This is a genomic window from Archangium sp. Cb G35, from assembly GCF_001896145.1.
GTDB lineage: Bacteria > Myxococcota > Myxococcia > Myxococcales > Myxococcaceae > Archangium > Archangium violaceum.
Genome location: NZ_MPOI01000003.1, coordinates 251,411 through 267,804, shown reverse-complemented (window position 1 = coordinate 267,804; position 16,394 = coordinate 251,411). Strand labels below are relative to the sequence as shown.

Here is a 16,394-nt window from a genome sequence, read left to right as displayed (position 1 = left end):
CGCTCCGGGTATGTTAGCCCGAAGGGTGCGCCAGGCGCAGCAGCGAGGGCACTTCGCCGGGCGCGGCCAGCCGCAGCAGGCCGTAGCCGATGCCCGCGAGGCCGACCATCAATCCCGGCGGCTCGGTCCCAGCAGGTGTGCCGTACAGCCACCCCTGCCGCTGGATGCTCTCGAGCACGCCGTGGGCGAGGCGGTACACCCGTGCCTCCAACTCCCCGTCTCCCCGGGCGCGCGCCACCTCGAGCAGGAAGTCGAGGTTGCCCAGGTCGCCATGACACAGGCTGTGGTTGAGGCCAAAGCCGGTGCGCAGGGTGGTGGCCACGGCCTCGTCGATTTCGCGCTCGATGGACGCGTCCTCCAGGTACGGGCGCACGGACAACCGGGCCAGACCGACGCCGGGGGCGCCATGGCACCAGGCGGTGAGGAAGTGTCCGGCGCCTCCCGCCGTGTCCCGGGTGGCGTCGTCCTCCGGCCCGCCGTCGCGCAGATCGGGCCAGTTGCCCTGCTCGCGAGAGAACCACCCGCGCTCGTAGGCCAGCGCGCCCTCCGCGGCTTCGCGGTAGCGGGAGTCCCCGGTGGCCGCGCCGAGCTCGAACAGCGCCCAGGCGATGCCCGCGGCCCCGTGGGACAGGCCGTTGAGCGGTTGCGAGGAACCCCGCGCTGGAAGCCAGCCGAGTCCCGCCCCCGCCGGCCGCGCCGCCGCGAGGAGCAACTCGCCACAGCGCCGCGCCAACGGCAGTGCCTGGGAGGAAGGGCGATGACGGGCCAGCCGCAGCAGACCGAGCAGACAGCCCGCCTTGCCGCTGAGGAGGTCGTGATGCACGTCGGCGTCGATGGCCGGAGACACACGCTCGAGCGCGGCTTCCGCCTCGTCCCAGAAGGCGGGCTCCCGCCACAAGGCTCCCAGGTGGGTACAGGCGTAGAGGACACCGCCCCAGCCATCGAAGGCCCCCACCTTGTCCAGCTTCAGCGTGGGCCGCCGTCCCGAGGCGGAGCGCACCTGACCGCGCAGGGTCGCGGCGGCGGCCTCGGCGAGCTCGCGGTGCTGGGGTGCTCCGCTCACCGCGCCGAGCCAGGCGAGGAACAGGGTGATGCCCGACAGGCCGAAGTACAGATCCGGCCCCGTCTCGCCGAGCGTCCAGTGGCGGCCCTCGAGGCGGCGCGGCACGAGCCAACGCGCCTGGGCCGGTCCGCGGAAGCTCAGCTCCGCGAGCCGCGTGGCCACGGCGGCGCTGGCGGCGAGGAGCGCATCCCGGCTGGCGGCCACCTCGCCTGGCACCACGGTGGAGCGGGGCCGCGGAGAGGAACGCCGTGCGAGGGACTCCAGGCCAATCGCCTGACGGATGATGCGCAGTTGCCGCTCCAGGTCGGCCTCGCTCGCGCCGGCGAGGCGCTGGCGGACCCGCTCCAATCCACTCTGTTCGAGGCGCACCGGCAGGGCACGTCCCGCGCTGTCCCAGAGGGTGTGGGAGTCCACGCGTGTGGAGAAGCGGGGGATGTCGGCCCGCTCCAGGTCCTCCCGCTCCGAGGCAATCAACGCCTGGAGGAAGGGATTCCCGGCCGCACCCAACCACAGCCTGTCGAAGAGGCGCTCCCGCTCGAGCGCGTCCTGGAGGTAGTGCGGATGCGTGCTCTCGGAGAGGAGGGTGCCGTACGCGCGGGTGGGCCGTGCCACCATCCGCACCTCGGCGCCGGCCATCGTGCTCAGGGGGCTGTCCTCGCCGAGCAGGGCATCACGCCGCCGCATGAGGAGGCGGTAGGTGCTCGTGAATCCGCGGGCGAGGGCCTCGAGATGATCTACCAGCTCCACGGGGGCGCCGCGCAGGGTCGGCCGGCTCGGTGGCGTGCCGAGGTGCCGCGAGGCGGCGACGAAGCGCATCCGCTCGGTGCCCGGGTCCACGAGCTGGAGGGAGCCGGTGGGAGACTTCTGGCCCGGTGTCGCGCCGAGGCCACTGATGTCGATGCCCTCGCCATTGCCCAGGGGGAGGATGCGCTGAGGCAGCAGACCCACGCGGAGCACGCTCTCCTCGATGCCGTCGTCACCGGGGCTGGCTACGTGGGCTCGCGGCGAGGGAGGGTGGAAGAGCGTCTCCAGGTCGACGGGCACGGGGTGCTCGCCGGCGGCGATGAGGTTCTCGTGGTGGAAGTCGGTGGCCGAGAGGACGTGGAAGAGCGCCAGGAGGATGCCCTGGCGCGTGTAGAAGCGCTCCAGCGCGTCGGTGGAGTCACAGGGAGCGGCGGTGACGAACTCGACCCAGCCGTGGTCTCCCCGGTCGAGCACGGTGAGCGCCCGCAGCGGGAGTTCGAGGTGCGGCGAGAGCCAGTGGACCAGGGCGTGGAAGCCGGCCTCGAGCGCCAGGGAACGGGGCTTGTAGACGAGGCGCGAGCCCCGTTGGAACCGCAGCACGAGCACGCTGCGCCCACCGGCATGCGGATCTCCGGACGTGCCCTCGATGGCGATCAGCGGGCCGGGCTCCGCTCCAGGGGTGAAGCGTTCGCACAGCGCGGTCCAGTCGCGCTGCAGGTGCCCGAGCACCTCGAGGCCGAAGCGGACCCAGGATTCGACACAGCCGGCGAGCTGGCGCGCGAGGACGGGGTAGCGCCCGAGCAGCTCGAGGGCCTCCGCTGGCTGACGGGTCCGGGCGACGAAGCTGGCGAAGCGGGCCTCGGGCGTGTCACCGGAGAGCCGGCTTTCGAGACCGGCGATGTGCAGCTCGAGCGCGAGGGGACGGGCCAGCCGGCTCTTCAGGCGGCGTTCGAGCTGACGGAGCAGGGCGGTGCCCACCGCCTCGGGCTCGAAGCGGAGCGGTTCCCCGGGTGAAGCGAGCCGCCGCATACCGTCCACGAGGCGTTGATGGCCCCAGCGCACGAGCGGAGCCACGGGAGCCAGCAGACCGTCTGGAGAGAGAGGCGCGGCCGGGAGCCCGGCTTCGGCCTCCATATAAGCGAGCCGCAGCGACTCGAGCCATTCCGGCGGGGACTCCCGCGAGGAGAGGAGGTCCGCCCGGGCCGCGAGGAGCTCGAGCAGACCGGACTCATCGAGACCGTCGAGAGCGAGCCGCTCATGCCAGAGGGAGGGGTCGTCGAAAGGGGCCTGGGTCCGCCAGCGAGCCACGCGCCGGTTCGCCTGTTCCAGCTCTTCGGGCAGCGGAGCGGGGGGCCGCAGCACAAGTTGCCGCGAGCGGGCGCGTTCGGCGAGCGAGAGCGCCTGGCTCCACGCGGCCTGGCTCGGCCAGCCAGGAAGGGAAGGGCTCCGGGGCATGGGGCGACTGTACCCCGGAGTCGTCGCGGGTGGCTCAGCGCCGGCCGAGGAATCCCTCCAGCACTCCGGTGACGTTGGTGCCGATCTCATCCACCGCGTAGCCGCCTTCCTGCACGAACACCGTCGGCAGCTTCAGCCCGGCCAGCCGCTGTCCGATGAGCGGGTAGTGCTCCTGGGCGAGCTTGAAGGCGCTGATGGGATCGCCCTCGTAGGTATCGACGCCGAGCGACACCACCAGGGCCTCGGGCGAGAACGTCCCGATGGCGTCCAGCGCGGCTCCGAAGGCGGCGCTGTACTCGTTCCAGCCGGTGCCGCGCTCCAGCGGGAGGTTGAGGGTGTAGCCCTCCCCGGCGCCCGCTCCGCGCTCATCGGCATAGCCGAGGAAGTAGGGGTAGTCCGTCTCCGGGGTCGCGTGGATGGAGACGAACAGCACATCGGAGCGCTCCCAGAAGATGTCCTGGGTGCCATTGCCGTGGTGGTAGTCCACGTCGAGCACCGCCACGCGGGCGAACCCCCGGTCACGCAGGTGCTGGGCCGCGAGGGCGGCGTTGTTGAGGAAGCAGTAGCCGCCGTAGACCGAGTGCCCGGCGTGGTGTCCGGGAGGACGGCACAGGGCGTAGGCGCTCTTGTCCCCCTCGGCGACGAGCGCGGCGGCGGTCAGGGCGGAGTGCGCGGTGGCGAGCACGGCGTCCCAGGTGCCCTCGACGATGGGCGTGCTGGAGTCGAAGGCGTAGTAGCCCATCCGGCCGTTGATGCCGGAGGGGATGTGGTCCCGGCGCATACCGCGGGCGGGGAAGCCGCTCGGCAGCATGAAGCCCTCCTTGCCGAGCGAGCGCCACTCGGCATGGGCGGTGCGCAGGAACTCGACGAACGCGGCGTCATGGACGCGCAGCAGGGACTCGTGGGCGAAGGAGCGCGGCGCGATGACCTCGAGTCCGGCGCGTTCCACGGCCTTCAGGATGTAGTCGACGCGCACCGGCATCTCGAAGCACGGCACCAGCTCGCCGCGATGCAGTTCCATGCCGCCGTCATGGCGGGCGTGCAGCGGGGAATGAACGACTTTCACCGGGGGAGTCTCCAGGGCTGAAGGAGGAGCGGCGCGGCGAGTTGTAACGCAGCGTGGGTCCGTCATCCAAGGGAGGGGGTTTCCGCCCCGGCACGCGCGTGAAGTGGAGCAACACCCGGCGGCGAGGCACCGGCCGCGGGAAAAAATCGGAGTTGTCAGCCTCCCGGAAGGGAGCGCGTCGGGGGGTTGGAAGGCCAGAGAGCGCGATATGAGATCGGCCACCGCTCCCGCGGAGGCGCCGCCGCGTCTTTGTCAGCCCTCGCGAGAAACCACCGTCTGGCTGGGCCCACCCGCAGACGAGAGGTTCGCGAATGGCGACGAATCCCCGCATCAAGCAGGCGATCGTGTTTGGCCGGAATCCGCATCAGCCGGATACCTTCGACACGGAGGCCGAAGCGGCCGAGGTCCTGGGTATCGAGACCTTCCAGCTCGACCTGCACGCGCTGCTCGAGGGCAACACGGAGCGGGCACTCGCCGCTCTTCCGGAGCGGGGCCGCCTGCGACTGCTCTACCGGGGGTGGATGCTCACGGGCGAGGAATACGAAGCCCTGGACGAAGCGCTGGACGAGCGGGGCCACGCGCTGATGACGACTCCCGCGGAGTACGCGGCGGCCCACTACCTCCCGAACTGGTACCCACGGTTGAAGGGGTACACCGCCCGCTCCGTGTGGACCGAGGGCACGGACGCCTCGGAGGCGTGGGAGGCCGCGCAGGAGCTGGGCTCGCCGCCGTGGCTGGTGAAGGACCACGTGAAGTCGGCGAAGGAGCGCTGGGCGGAGGCGTGCTTCGTCCCGGCCGGCGCCACGCGAGAGGACTTCGAGCGGATCTGCGGCAACCTGCTCGAGGAGCGCGGGGACCGCTTCGAGCGGGGGTTCGTGGTCAGGCGCTTCCTGCCGTTGAAGGTGCGGGGGCGGACGCCGAGCGGACCGGCGCACCTCGAGTTCCGGCTCTTCTTCGGGCGAGGGCGGCTGCTGGCGGCGGAGTCCTACGATGACTTCGACGTCGACGTCCCGGACTTCTCGGCTTTCGAGAAGCTCGCACGGAAGATCGACGCGCGCTTCTTCACCATGGACGTCGCGATGCTCGAGGACGGCCGCTGGGTGGTGGTCGAGGTGAACGACGGAGGCGTCTCCGGGCTCCCGGCGAGCATCGACCCGCGCGAGCTGTTCGCGGCGTTGCTGGGCGTGGAGCGTTGACTGACAAGCTGTAGACGAGGGGCTGGAAGGCGGGCCCGGGTTGCCGGGCTCGCCTGGGGGGTAGCCAACAAGAACGGTGACAGGCCCCGGTTGAAGATGGCATCGGCCGGGCGGGGACGTTAAGGGAGTGCCCCATGGAGCCCACCACCGATCTGGCCACCTGTCTGCTCTGTGGCGCTGGAGCCTCTCCAGCGCTGAACCTGCCGCGCTTCGCTGGAGCCGCGTGTCAGGGCTGTGCCCAGCGTGTGGGACATCTGCTGGTGCAGGATCCCACGCAGCTGACGGACATCTGGCCGCTGCTCGCCGACGACGTGGATGATGAGCCCGAGCCCACGGTGCAGCGCGCGGATGGAAAGACGGTGGAACTGCGCCAGGTCATCGCGGAGATGAAGCGCGAGCTGACGGTCGAGGACCGCATGAAGCTCGCGGAGATGTACGGAGAGATTGGTCTCATCCGCGAGCAGCTCGAGGAGTGTGGCCGGGTGCTCGTCGCGGCGCCCGCAGCCGGGTTGGCCCAGCGTGCGCTCGACGTGCTCTTCTCGGAGGAGCTGTGCTCGCCGCGCGGGATCGAGGAGCTCCGCGGGCGCATGTTCCCGGCCTGATACGCGGCGCGGTGTCCGCTCAACGCAGCTTGATGACGTGGCTACCCACCGGGCTTCCGGCGAGCATAGTTGCGCGCGCTGTTCGCGGCGTTGAGGGGTGTGGCTCGCTGAAGTTCGTGGGCTCAGGGGTTGTCTGTGCCTTCGGGCATACCCAGTCCCGAGAGCACGGACGCGAGCGGATGAGTCATTTCGGGTGGGAATCGCTCCGACAGGAGGGGGATGAGCCTTCGCGCGAAGTCTTCCTGCTCCTTTCGGGCTGCGAGGACAGCTTCTGCGAGCGCATGAGGCGATAGGTGCCATGCGCGGTGCACGCCGTTTCGGTCCGGCTCTTCTTCACGGAGGAGCAACCACGGTTCCTCCCAGGAGGCGAATACCTGGGGGTGGCCGATCCAGAATCCGTCGGGCTCGCGACGTGCGGCGGCTTCCCAGTTCTCCAGGTCGCTCAGGTCTCCGCAGCATCGGGGAGTCAGTACAACGTGCTCGCCTTCGAACAGGACCTGTCCTCCCGACATCGCGATGACGCGATCGAACAGTTCTACTGGCTCAGCGGAGTCAATCGTCTCCAGCTTGATTCGAAGCATCTGGCGCAGGACGTGAGGGTCCGTGAGTCGCGATATCGGAACGAACCAGCTTCCCGAGAACAGTGGCTCCAGATGAAGACCCGAGTCCGCGAGGCTCTGCTCCCAATAGTGTTGCCAGTCCCTGGGGACCTCCTCGCCCGAACCTCCTGGGCGCGGGCGTTCCTGGCGGGCATAGCTCCCCGGTTCGAACTCGACGACGGGCACGAGGTGGAGCTCTCCGGACAGCGTGACTATCTCGCGAGTGGGGGTAGTCGGCATGCTGTCTCAGCGTAACAGGAGTGCTCTCTCGGCTGTTTCCATCACAGCCCAGAATGCGGTCAGGTGGACAGGCGCGGGGCAGTTCGTGGTCTCGGAGGAGCTGTGCTCGCCGCGGGATCGAGGAACTCCGCGGGCGCATGTTCCCGGCCTGATACGCGGCGCGGTGTCCGCTCAACGCAGTTTGATGGCGTGATACCACCTGTCCTGGGCCGGGCACGTTTCGTCGCCGCAGGTGGAGAGGCGCAACAGGACGACTCCTCTAGAGGAGTCCACGTAGGCGGCGTCCATGAAGGTTCGGCTGGCCGTCTTGCACGCATCCGCCCCGTTGTCGCCCGGGCGATTCAGCTTCAGCTCGATGGGTGGAGCGCTCCCGGTCTGCTTCAGCACCAGGTGACCCTGGTTGAATGTCATCTCCAGCTCGGGCAGTTGCAGCTTCTGGGCCGGGGCTTGCTGGCAGCTCTCCGTCACCATGGGCTGCGGAGGCTGTTCCTCCAGCGCCACCCACCGTGTCCTGCCAAGGGCGCCATTCACCTGCCGGATTCTCTCGAGCACCTTCTTGTCGAGCTCCCGGGACAGCGGCAGCGACCGCAGCACGGGTGACACCTCTCCGGCTTCGAGCACGGGCAGTTTCCAGGTGACTTCGTTGGTCTGGGCGTTGCGTAGGGTGATGAGCAGGTTGGGGTCCTTGCGCTCACCATCCGCGAAGACCTCCGCCAGGGCCACGAGCTTCCCATCCTCCGAGATGGCGGGGAACCCGGTGGCGTAGAGCGACGCGCTGACGGCGTCTGGCTTCTCGTACCCGACGAACGGGCCTCGGGGCGTAACCTTCGTCTGGTCAGAAGCCGTGGCTCCCGCGCGAGACTTGTCCGGGGGCAGGCGGAGCACGTGAAACGCCGCTGGCGGTTCGGGGCAGCTGTCCACCCCGCAGAAGCCCAGTTCGATCAACACCACGTTCCGCTCCGGGTTGACGAAGGTGCCATTCAGCCATGAGGGGCTGGCGTGCTCGCACCCTTGCTGGCGAACTCCCCAGGAGGGAAACCGCCGGTCGAGCACCTTCTTGCCCCGGCGCGAGATCTCGAGTCGCGGCTCCTGGTACGTGAGCTTGAGCTCTTCGAGGGACACCGAGCGTTTCGGACGTTTCCGCTGGATGAAGCACGCATCCGAGAAGAACTCCGCGTCGTGCTGGGGATTCTCGCGGTAGAGCAGGGGCTTCCACTCGCGCTGGGCCAGGTAGGAACGAGCCTCCCATGCACGGGACCTCGCCAGCCGTTCCAGGTCCGGGCCGCTCCGCTGGAAACCCTCCTCCTCCGAGAACAGCACCTTCTCGAAGACGACGGCATCCGTGTCCACGTCCTTCACGACCAGCGCGCGGGCGCTGCCTTCGGCGGCCGAGGATTCGCGGGTCAGGAAGGCGACGCTCTTGCCATCGCTCGAGATCCAGGCGCCACGGTCGGGGCTCGTGGGCTCACCACCCCCGGTGGCGAACAGAGGGGAGGCTTGCAGTGGCGCGGAGGGCTTCCACGCGGTGTGCTCGGGCGGAGTCTCCTGGGGGGCGCTGGCCGCCGCCGGGAGGGCCCAGAGCAGGGCACAGACGACGCCGATGCTCCACGGCTGCATGGGGATCCCTTTCATCGCTGACGATCCAGGACAACGCGCTTGAGGGCGATGGCCGTTGCACGATCGAAGATGGGACTCAGGATTGACGACGGGATGTGCGCTTTGTGAGCCCCACCTGGCTTGCGAGCTGCCGTTCACGCTGAACAGCGCTCGCAGGGAAACGGCCATCTGGATGGGCCTGACCATGTCTCCCCCCTCGTCGCGGGCTGCTCGGCCACGATGGTGAACTCGTGGGGAGTGTAGAACGATGGAGGCCCGGAGGAAGAGTGGCTCAGCCGCGCACCACGGCCACGGGCGTCAGGGCCGTGGGGCGCTTGTCCGGCGTGCACATGTCGCCGTCCGCCGGCCGCTTCCCGAAGAAGAGCTGGTTGCCCTGCACCTTCACGATGTCGTGGTCCGTTCCGCACGCCGTCACCGGCCGCAGGAACACGCACCCCGTCGTGCTCGTCTCCTGCTCCTCGCCCACCTTCCACGCACCCGTCCCGCACTTCGCTCCCTGGAACCAGTCCGCCACCGGCTGCACGTGCGCCGTCATGTAGTGCCGCGCGAAGCCGAAGTTCCCCTCCGTCGCCCCCTCCACCTTCTCCGAGTCCTTCAACAGCGTGTAGGGGCCCTCGAAACGCGCGGTGAACAGCCTCGCCGTGCAGCCCTCGTCCCCGAACGTCTCGAACTTCAGCGACCAGTCCTTCTCCGTCAGCTGGAAGTTCCGCTTGAAGTACGTCTTCGAGCCGTCCGGGTTGGGCATCGACTCGCACACCGCGCTCGTCCACGCGCCCGTCAGCTCGTTCGTCTTCACGCGCGTCCCCGAGGCTCCTCCCGTGGTGGCACAGCCGGCCGCGAGGCCCAGGGTGGCAACGGTCAGCGCGAGGCGGTTCATCGTCTTCATGGTTCTGCTCCAGAGGTCTGGCTCCGGCCGCTCCGTGCGGCCCGGGCGAGCCAAGGAATGCCCCGGAAGCACCCCTTGCGAAAACGCTGGAGATTGCAGGGTGGGCATGCGAATTTGCAGGGCGTGCCGGACTGGAATGATCTCCGCTACTTCCTCGCCATCGCGCGGGAGGGGACGCTCGCCTCGGCCGCGCGGAGCCTGGAGGTGGATGCCTCCACCGTGGGCCGGCGGCTCGCGGCGCTCGAGGAGGAACTGGGCTCCAAACTCTTCGATCGCACGCCCTCGGGGCTGGTGCTGACGGACGCGGGGCGGGGCATCCACTCGGCGGTGGAGGAGATGGAGGCGGCCGCGCTCGCGGTGGAGCGCCGGGCCAGCGGAGAGGACGCGCGCCTGGAGGGCGTGGTGCGCATCACCCTCACCGAGGCCTTCGCGGTGGACATCATCCTGCCGCGCTTCGCGCCCTTCCGCGAGCGCCACCCCGGCATCGAGGTGCAGTTCCTCACCGACTACGGCGCGCTGGACCTGGCCCGGCGCGAGGCGGACATCGCCATCCGCCTCACCCGGCCCCAGGGTGACACGCTGGTGGCACGCAAGGTGGGGGAGATCGCCATCGCGCCCTATGCCTCCGAGGCGTACCTGGAGCGGCGCGGCGCACCGGATCCGGCGCGGGGTTTCGCGGGGCATGACGTCATCGGCTACGCGGACGCCGCGGCGAAGTGGCCCGAGGCCCGCTGGCTCGCCGAGGCCGCTCCGGGCGCACGGGTGGCGGTGCGCTGCAACTCGCTGCTGTCGGTGGTGACGGCCACCGCCGCGGGCATGGGCGTGGGGGTGATGCCGTGCCTGTGTGGGGACCGGGAGCCGGGACTGCGGCGGGTGGCGCCCCTCGTGGCCTCGCTGCGCCGTGACATCTGGCTGGTGGTCCACCCGGATTTGCAGCACAACGCGCGTGTGCGCGCCACCCTCCACTTCCTCACCGAGCTCATCCAGCGCGAGCGCCCCCTCCTGTCCGGCGAGGGCCGTCCCGCCCCGCGTTCCTCCGGGAGGCGTTCCTCGTGAGCCAGCTCGCCGGTCTGCTGGCCGCCAGTTTCCTCCTCGGAGCCTTCGCCCGGCGCAGCGGCCGCTTCCCGGAGCAGACGGCGCTGGCCCTCAACGCCTTCGTGCTCAACATCGCGCTGCCCGCGCTGGTGCTGCGCTCGGTGCACCGGCTGACGCTCGTCCCCGAGCTGCTCGCCGCCGCCGCCACGCCCTGGCTCGTCTTCGGCGGCTCGTGGCTCTTCTTCCGCACGGTGGGCCCACGGCTGGGCTTCGCGCCCGGCACCGTGGCGGCGCTCGTCCTCACCGGCGGGTTGAGCAACACCGCCTTCGTGGGCCTGCCCCTCATCGAGGGACTCATGGGCCGCGATGCGCTACAGGTGGCCGTCGTCGTGGATCAGCTCGGCTCGTTCCTGGCGCTGGGCACGGTGGCCACCCTCTTCGCCACGCACGCCGCCGCCAAGGACACCCGCCTCGGGGCGCTGCTCAAGAAGGTGGTGGCCTTTCCGCCCTTCATCGCCCTGACTGCCGGGTTCGTCCTGCACCCGTGGGACTGGCCCCAGGCCGTGGACGTGGTGCTCGGCCGCCTGGGCGACATGCTCACCCCGTTGGCGCTCTTCTCCGTGGGTTTCCAGTTGCGGCCCTCGGGCGTGAAGGGCCGGATGCGCGCGCTCGCGCTGGGGCTCGGTTACAAGCTGGCGCTGGCGCCGCTCGCGATTGCGCTGCTGTTGCTGCTGCTGCCCGGCATGGGCCGGCTCACCTTCGAGGTATCCGTTCTCCAGGCCGCCATGGCTCCCATGGTCACCGCCGCCATCCTCGCCGCGGACAATGGGTTGGATCCGGAGCTCTCCGCCCTCATGGTGGGGCTGGGCATTCCACTCTCGTTCGCCACGGTGCCCGTCACCCTGTGGCTCCTGCATTGAGAGCGTGCGCCGCCTACGCGACGGCCTGCGTGGCGTAGGCGATCTCCAGGCCTTCCTTGCGCATGCGCAGCCGCGTGCGCGACAGCCAGTGGCAGTGTGCGCAGTAGCTGTGCGCGCCGTTTCCCGGCGTGCTGCGGATGGTCACCGCGCCGCCGCACAGCATGCAGCCATCGGGAAGGGTGAACTCCGAAACGGCGTCACCCATGTTCTTCTCAGTGGTTCCGGTCATGCCTTTCACGTAACGCAGGAATCGGCGGCCACAAGCCGCCGGGCCGTGTTTTCCGTGCACCCCTGGAGGGCAGGCAGGCGGGCCTGTAGCGCCTACCGTCTCTCCGGCACCTGTCCACCGCCGCACACCGCAACCCGCTGAAGACAGGCGCTCGCCTTGGCACGCCGCTTTCAAGAGAAGGGCGTTCCTGAGGGGGGAGGGCGGGCATGGAGATTGCGCGAGTCGCGCTTCGCCGACGTGGGAAGGGTTGGGGGGTGGAGGTGACCCTCGAGGGGGGCGGTGTGCGGCGCTATCGCTATGGCAGCGAGGCGCAGGCGCGCTACTTCGCCGCGGTGTTCGAGTTGGGACCGAGCTGGCTGCCGCCGGTATCACGGCGGCGGCGCTCCCGGGCCGGGGCCTCCTCCGCCGGGCGGGCAGCGGGCGGGCCCGCGTAGGCCCCGGGGCGGCGGGGCATCTCCCGGGCCTCCGTGGGGGTTCCGGAGAGGCCGCGCACCTGCTAGGAGTCACGCCTCATGAGCAAGAGCAACTACACCCCCCGCCCGAACCGCGAGCCCATCACCCGTGAGACGGATCCAGCAGGCCGCTGGTCCGCGAAGTTCCCGGACATGATTGGCTACAAGAACCAGGGTGGCGGCAAGGTGCCGGCGGACTACGGGTGGAACACCAACCCGAAGCAGTGGCAGGAGGAGATGACGCCCGAGAACCTCGCCACCGAGTACCGCAACCTGAAGGTTCCGCGCCTCCCCGTGCCGGCCGCCGCCGCGCTGCCCGAGGGCGCCAAGGCCGAGTCCAAGTAGTTTCCCGGCCGCCTCAGGTGAAGGGCAGGGCCGCGAGACGCTCCCGGAACACCTCCAGCGTCTCGCGCAGCTCCGCTTCCTCGATGGACTGCTCGAGGCCCAGGCGTGCCTTGCGCAGGAAGCCATCGAACACCGGCGCCCGGCCGTAGAGCGCTCCCGCGATGTCCACCGCCTCGCGGATGACGCGCTCGGTGCCCGGCGAGTTCAGGAACAGGTGCATCGCCGCCTGCTCCAGCCGTGCCCCGCACGCCGCCCACACCGCCCGGTCGTGCGCCGTCAGCGTGCGCTGCGTCAGCTCCGCGCCCACCCGCCCCAGCTCTCCGAGGAAGGGCTCCACGAGCGTCTTCAACTCGTCCGCGGGCACCTCCGGCAGCGAGGCCAGCGCGCGCAGCCGCTCGCGCACCTCCACCACCAGGCGCTTGTCCCGCGTCTTCATCGTCAGCGAGGAGTTCATCCCCGCGAAGGCCGCGAGCATCTCCTCCAGCCTCCGCGCCAGCCCCGGCCCCTCCCGCGGGGACGCGGTGGCCGCCTTCTCCAGCCGTGACTGCAGCGAGCGCCGCAGCTCCGCCACCCCGCCACGCAGCACGGCCGCCGCCATCACCTGCCCCTGGTAGCCCGGCACCACGTCCTCGCGCCGCACGTCCGCGAAGGCCGCCGCCGTGAGGTACACGAGGTCTCCCATCTGCGCGCGGAAGTCCGCGCGGAACGACTGCAGCTCCGCCATCAGCGCCCAACGGTCGCTCACCACCTCGGGCCGCCGCACCCGCTGGCCCAGGTCCGCCACGCGCCGCGACAGCCGCCCCGCGCACGCGCCCAGCACTACCTCCACCTCCCGCGACAGCCGCTCGTCCACGCCCGCGGGGGGAGGCTCCCACGCACCGTCGCGCGCGGCCTCCACCGAGGAGGGGAAGGCCTCGTGGATGGCCGACACCAGGGCGTTCACGTCCACCACCGTGTCCCGGATGGCCGGGGCCATCGTCTCCCACAGCGACAGGTCCGCCCCCTCCGTCTCCTCCAGGGTGGTGGGCTCGTACTTGACGATGTTGAGGTGCCCCAGCCGGTCGATGGCCAGCGCCGCGGCCCGGTACACGCGCTCCAGCCGTGAGGCCAGCGCGCGGTGGGTGAGCTCCTCCAGCAGCGTCTTCAGCCGGGGAGGCAGCGTGTCCTGCGGGGCTCGGGGCTTCTTCTCCGGAGGCGGCATGGCCGCAGGCTAAGCCATCCGGCGTGCCTTGTGGACGATCGCGTCCGCCAGCGTGTCCACCGCCCGGGGTCCGCCCTGCCGCAGGAAGAGGTTGGGCTCGGTGATTTCCAGCTCCATCAGCAGCAGCCCACCGTGCTCGTCCCGCGCCACGTCCACCCGGGCGTAGAGCAGCTCGAAGCCGGTGGCGGCGAGCACCTGGCGGGCGAAGGCGCGCTCGTCCTCGGAGGACGGGGCGGGCTCGGCGGCGGTGGCGTCGTAGCCCGGGTTGCCCGAGAGGGCTGGCTGACGCTTGATGGCGTGGGTGTGCTCACCGCCCAGGAAGAGGATGGAGCGCTCGCCATGGCCCTCCACCGAGGGCAGGTAGGGCTGCACCATCATGTCCTTGTGGGGGAGGACACGCTCCACCAGCGCCTGGGCGGCGGGGAGGTCCTCGGGCCTCCGGACGCGCAGCGTGTCCCGAGCGCCCGCGGACACCGCGGGTTTCACCACCGCGTCAGCCCAGCCGCGCTCCGTGAGCAGCGCCTTCACGTCCGGCCGCGAGCCGCGCTCCAGCCAGGCGGTGGGCACGGTGGCGATGCCGCGCTCCGCGAGCTCGCGCAGGTAGCCCTTGTGCGTGTTCCAGCGGAGCACCTCGGGCGGATTCCACAGCGGGCAGCGGGCACCGGCGCGCTCGGCCCAGGCCACGAACTCCTCCCGGCGCGCATCCGAGTCCCAGGCGGTACGGATGAGCGCGAGCCGGAAGCGGCTCCAGTCCACGGCCGGGTCGTCCCAGATGACGGGCCCGGCCTTCAGGCCCCTCGCTGCGAGTGCCTGGGCGAGCAGATGCTCATCGGGCAGGCACTCGGGGAAGGTGGACGAGGTGACGAGCGCGACGTCGTAGGCATTCTCATTCACGGACATGGCCGTGAGAGATACCTCAACTCCGGGCGGCTGCGATGACCGCACCGAGCCGGCGCATGCCTTCCTCGATGAGCTCCGGCGGTCGGTTGGAGAAGTTCAGCCGCATGAACTCCGTGCGAGGCTCTCCGGCGAAGAAGGAGGCGCCGGGCACGAAGGCCACGCGCTTCTCGAGCGCCAGCGGGAAGAGGGCATCCGCGCTCATGCCCCGCGGCAGCTCCACCCACAGGAACATGCCGCCGTCCGGCTCCGTCCACCGGGTGCCCTCGGGCATGTGCTTCTCCAGCGAGGCGAGCATCACCTGGCACCGGTCACCGTAGACGGCGCGCAGCTTCTCCAGGTTGGCGTTGTAGTCGAAGCTCGACAGCAGCCGGGCGGTGGCGCGCTGCGCGACCGTGGCGGTGTGCAGGTCCGCCGACTGCTTGACGACGGTGAGCGCCCGGATGATCTCTCGCGGGCCCACGGCCCAGCCGATGCGCAGCCCGGGGGCCAGCGTCTTGGAGAACGTCCCCAGGGTGACGACCACACCCTCGGTGTCGAGCGAGGCCAGCGACGGCAGGTGCTCGCCCCGGAAGCGCAGCTCGCCGTAGGGGTTGTCCTCGAGGATGAGGATGCGGTGGCGCTGGGCGAAGCGCACCAGGGCCTGCCGGCGCTCCAGCGACAGGGTGGTGCCCTTGGGATTCTGGAAGTTGGGGACCAGGTAGATGAGCTTGGGCTTGCGGCCCACGGTGTGCAGCAGCGTCTCCAGCTCGTCCACGCGCATGCCGTCCCGGTCGCTGCCCACGACGGAGTAGGAGACCTCGTACCCGCTGAACGTCTGCAGCGCGGCCAGGTAGCTGGGATTCTCCACCACCACCACGTCACCCGGGTCGAGCATCACCTTGGCCACCAGGTCGATGCCCTGCTGCGAGCCGCTGGTGATGAGCACCTGGTCCGTCGCCGCGTGCAGGCCCTGGCCGCCCAGGTGCGAGCAGATCCACTCGCGCAGCGGGCCGTAGCCCTCGGTGGTGCTGTACTGGAGCGCCGCGCGGCCCTCCTCGGCGAAGACCTCGGCGTGCGCCTGGGCGATGGCTTCCACCGGGAAGAGCTCGGGGGCGGGCAGCCCTCCAGCGAAGGAGAGCACGTCCGGACGCTCGGCCACCTTGAGGATCTCCCGCACGGCGGAGGCCTTGACCCGCGACATGCGCTGGGCCAGCGGGAACGGCGGAGGAGCGATAATGGGGGTGGCCGCGGTCATGGTCAGGCTCCTTTCAGCTCTTCGGGGGAGACGTGGATGTACGTCTCTTCCTTGATGGATGTCAGAACGATGGTGGTGTGCGTGCGCGTGACGCCGGAAATGGTCCGCAGCGTCTCCACGAGCAGGGAGTCGAGCGTCTTCGTGTTCCGGGTGCGCACCTTGAGGATGTACGAGTCCTGGCCGGCGACGCGGTGCGCCTCGAGCACCTCGGGCATGGCCAGCACCTTGCGGGCGAACCCCTCGAAGTACTTGGGGTGCTCGATGCTCACGCCGATGAAGGCGGTGATGTCCTTGCCCAGCTTCGACGCGTCCACGCGCGCCGTGTAGCCGGTGATGACCCCCCGCTCCTCGAGCTTGCGGATGCGCTCGGCCACCGCCGGCTGGGACAGACCCACCGAGCGGGAGAGCTCCAGCTGCGTGGCTCGCCCATCTCGCTGCAGCAGATCGACGAGGCGGTGGTCCAGTTCATCCATGGCGGGTCAGCGACCTTATTTTTATAAGTCCCAGTGACTTGATACCTATAAGGTATATGTCTCTCGGGGGCGGTGCAAGAGGGTGGCAGGCAGGCGGGCGAGCTTCCTCCACCGTGCCGTCACGAACACGGGGGGCC

General features: G+C 70.2%; 16 protein-coding genes. 6 read left to right on the top strand and 10 right to left on the bottom strand.

Annotation, left to right across the window (positions count from 1 at the left end; translation table 11 throughout):
• Positions 1 to 13: 13 nt before the first annotated feature.
• Together BO221_RS11640 and BO221_RS11635 are read right to left on the bottom strand one after the other, a co-directional pair.
• On the bottom strand, positions 14 to 3,262 hold the full coding sequence (locus tag BO221_RS11640) for a type 2 lanthipeptide synthetase LanM family protein (protein ID WP_073560490.1): 3,249 nt from the start codon (positions 3,260 to 3,262) through the stop codon (positions 14 to 16).
• 34 nt (positions 3,263 to 3,296) lie between these two features.
• A complete protein-coding gene (locus tag BO221_RS11635) occupies positions 3,297 to 4,328 on the bottom strand; it encodes a histone deacetylase family protein (protein ID WP_073560489.1) in 1,032 nt (343 codons plus the stop codon).
• Between the two features lie 311 nt (positions 4,329 to 4,639).
• On the opposite strand from BO221_RS11635, the gene BO221_RS11630 reads away from it, so the two are divergent.
• On the top strand, positions 4,640 to 5,524 hold the full coding sequence (locus BO221_RS11630; protein WP_073560488.1) for an ATP-grasp domain-containing protein: 885 nt from the start codon (positions 4,640 to 4,642) through the stop codon (positions 5,522 to 5,524).
• A 134-nt stretch (positions 5,525 to 5,658) separates the two neighbouring features.
• Positions 5,659 to 6,126, top strand: coding sequence for a hypothetical protein (locus tag BO221_RS11625; protein WP_073560487.1), 468 nt, complete (start codon positions 5,659 to 5,661; stop codon positions 6,124 to 6,126).
• A gap of 122 nt (positions 6,127 to 6,248) precedes the next feature.
• Here the strand turns inward: BO221_RS11625 and BO221_RS11620 are convergent, their stop codons facing one another.
• The 3 genes from BO221_RS11620 to BO221_RS11610 all read right to left on the bottom strand — a co-directional run bounded on the left by BO221_RS11620 (position 6,249) and on the right by BO221_RS11610 (position 9,468).
• Complete coding sequence (locus BO221_RS11620) at positions 6,249 to 6,965, bottom strand: hypothetical protein (RefSeq protein ID WP_073560486.1); 717 nt, start codon at positions 6,963 to 6,965, stop codon at positions 6,249 to 6,251.
• Positions 6,966 to 7,136: 171 nt separating this feature from the next.
• The gene (locus BO221_RS11615) at positions 7,137 to 8,597 is read right to left on the bottom strand and encodes a hypothetical protein (RefSeq protein ID WP_143195398.1); all 1,461 of its coding nucleotides are present in this window, start codon (positions 8,595 to 8,597) and stop codon (positions 7,137 to 7,139) included.
• A gap of 256 nt (positions 8,598 to 8,853) precedes the next feature.
• Positions 8,854 to 9,468: a hypothetical protein gene (locus BO221_RS11610; RefSeq protein ID WP_073560484.1), complete on the bottom strand. Its 615-nt coding sequence runs from the start codon at positions 9,466 to 9,468 to the stop codon at positions 8,854 to 8,856.
• 123 nt (positions 9,469 to 9,591) lie between these two features.
• Here BO221_RS11610 and BO221_RS11605 point away from each other — a divergent pair, with 123 nt between their 5' ends.
• Both BO221_RS11605 and BO221_RS11600 read left to right on the top strand, forming a co-directional pair.
• Positions 9,592 to 10,524 (top strand): LysR family transcriptional regulator, encoded by a 933-nt coding sequence (locus BO221_RS11605; RefSeq protein ID WP_158079823.1) that lies wholly within the window; start codon positions 9,592 to 9,594, stop codon positions 10,522 to 10,524.
• Positions 10,521 to 11,423 carry an AEC family transporter gene (locus tag BO221_RS11600; protein ID WP_073560482.1) on the top strand — a complete coding sequence of 301 codons (903 nt, stop codon included), beginning with the start codon at positions 10,521 to 10,523 and terminating at the stop codon, positions 11,421 to 11,423. The genes BO221_RS11605 and BO221_RS11600 overlap by 4 nt, the downstream gene beginning before the upstream one ends.
• Before the next feature lie 13 nt (positions 11,424 to 11,436).
• On the opposite strand, the gene BO221_RS11595 is transcribed toward BO221_RS11600, so the two are convergent.
• Positions 11,437 to 11,652 (bottom strand): hypothetical protein, encoded by a 216-nt coding sequence (locus tag BO221_RS11595; protein ID WP_043403859.1) that lies wholly within the window; start codon positions 11,650 to 11,652, stop codon positions 11,437 to 11,439.
• Between the two features lie 206 nt (positions 11,653 to 11,858).
• Between BO221_RS11595 and BO221_RS11590 the strand changes: the two genes are divergently transcribed.
• Both BO221_RS11590 and BO221_RS11585 read left to right on the top strand, forming a co-directional pair.
• Positions 11,859 to 12,086: a hypothetical protein gene (locus BO221_RS11590; protein ID WP_073560481.1), complete on the top strand. Its 228-nt coding sequence runs from the start codon at positions 11,859 to 11,861 to the stop codon at positions 12,084 to 12,086.
• 78 nt (positions 12,087 to 12,164) lie between these two features.
• Positions 12,165 to 12,449, top strand: coding sequence for a hypothetical protein (locus BO221_RS11585; RefSeq protein ID WP_073560480.1), 285 nt, complete (start codon positions 12,165 to 12,167; stop codon positions 12,447 to 12,449).
• A 13-nt stretch (positions 12,450 to 12,462) separates the two neighbouring features.
• Here the strand turns inward: BO221_RS11585 and BO221_RS11580 are convergent, their stop codons facing one another.
• The 4 genes from BO221_RS11580 to BO221_RS11565 are packed head-to-tail and all read right to left on the bottom strand — an operon-like array spanning position 12,463 to position 16,257.
• Positions 12,463 to 13,650 (bottom strand): hypothetical protein, encoded by a 1,188-nt coding sequence (locus BO221_RS11580; protein WP_073560479.1) that lies wholly within the window; start codon positions 13,648 to 13,650, stop codon positions 12,463 to 12,465.
• A 9-nt stretch (positions 13,651 to 13,659) separates the two neighbouring features.
• Positions 13,660 to 14,550: a RimK family alpha-L-glutamate ligase gene (locus tag BO221_RS11575; protein ID WP_073560478.1), complete on the bottom strand. Its 891-nt coding sequence runs from the start codon at positions 14,548 to 14,550 to the stop codon at positions 13,660 to 13,662.
• Positions 14,551 to 14,566: 16 nt separating this feature from the next.
• Positions 14,567 to 15,784: a PLP-dependent aminotransferase family protein gene (locus tag BO221_RS11570; protein ID WP_073560477.1), complete on the bottom strand. Its 1,218-nt coding sequence runs from the start codon at positions 15,782 to 15,784 to the stop codon at positions 14,567 to 14,569.
• Between the two features lie 2 nt (positions 15,785 to 15,786).
• Entirely contained in the window at positions 15,787 to 16,257 is a 471-nt protein-coding gene (locus tag BO221_RS11565) for an Lrp/AsnC family transcriptional regulator (RefSeq protein WP_043403872.1), read from the bottom strand.
• Positions 16,258 to 16,394: the final 137 nt, after the last annotated feature.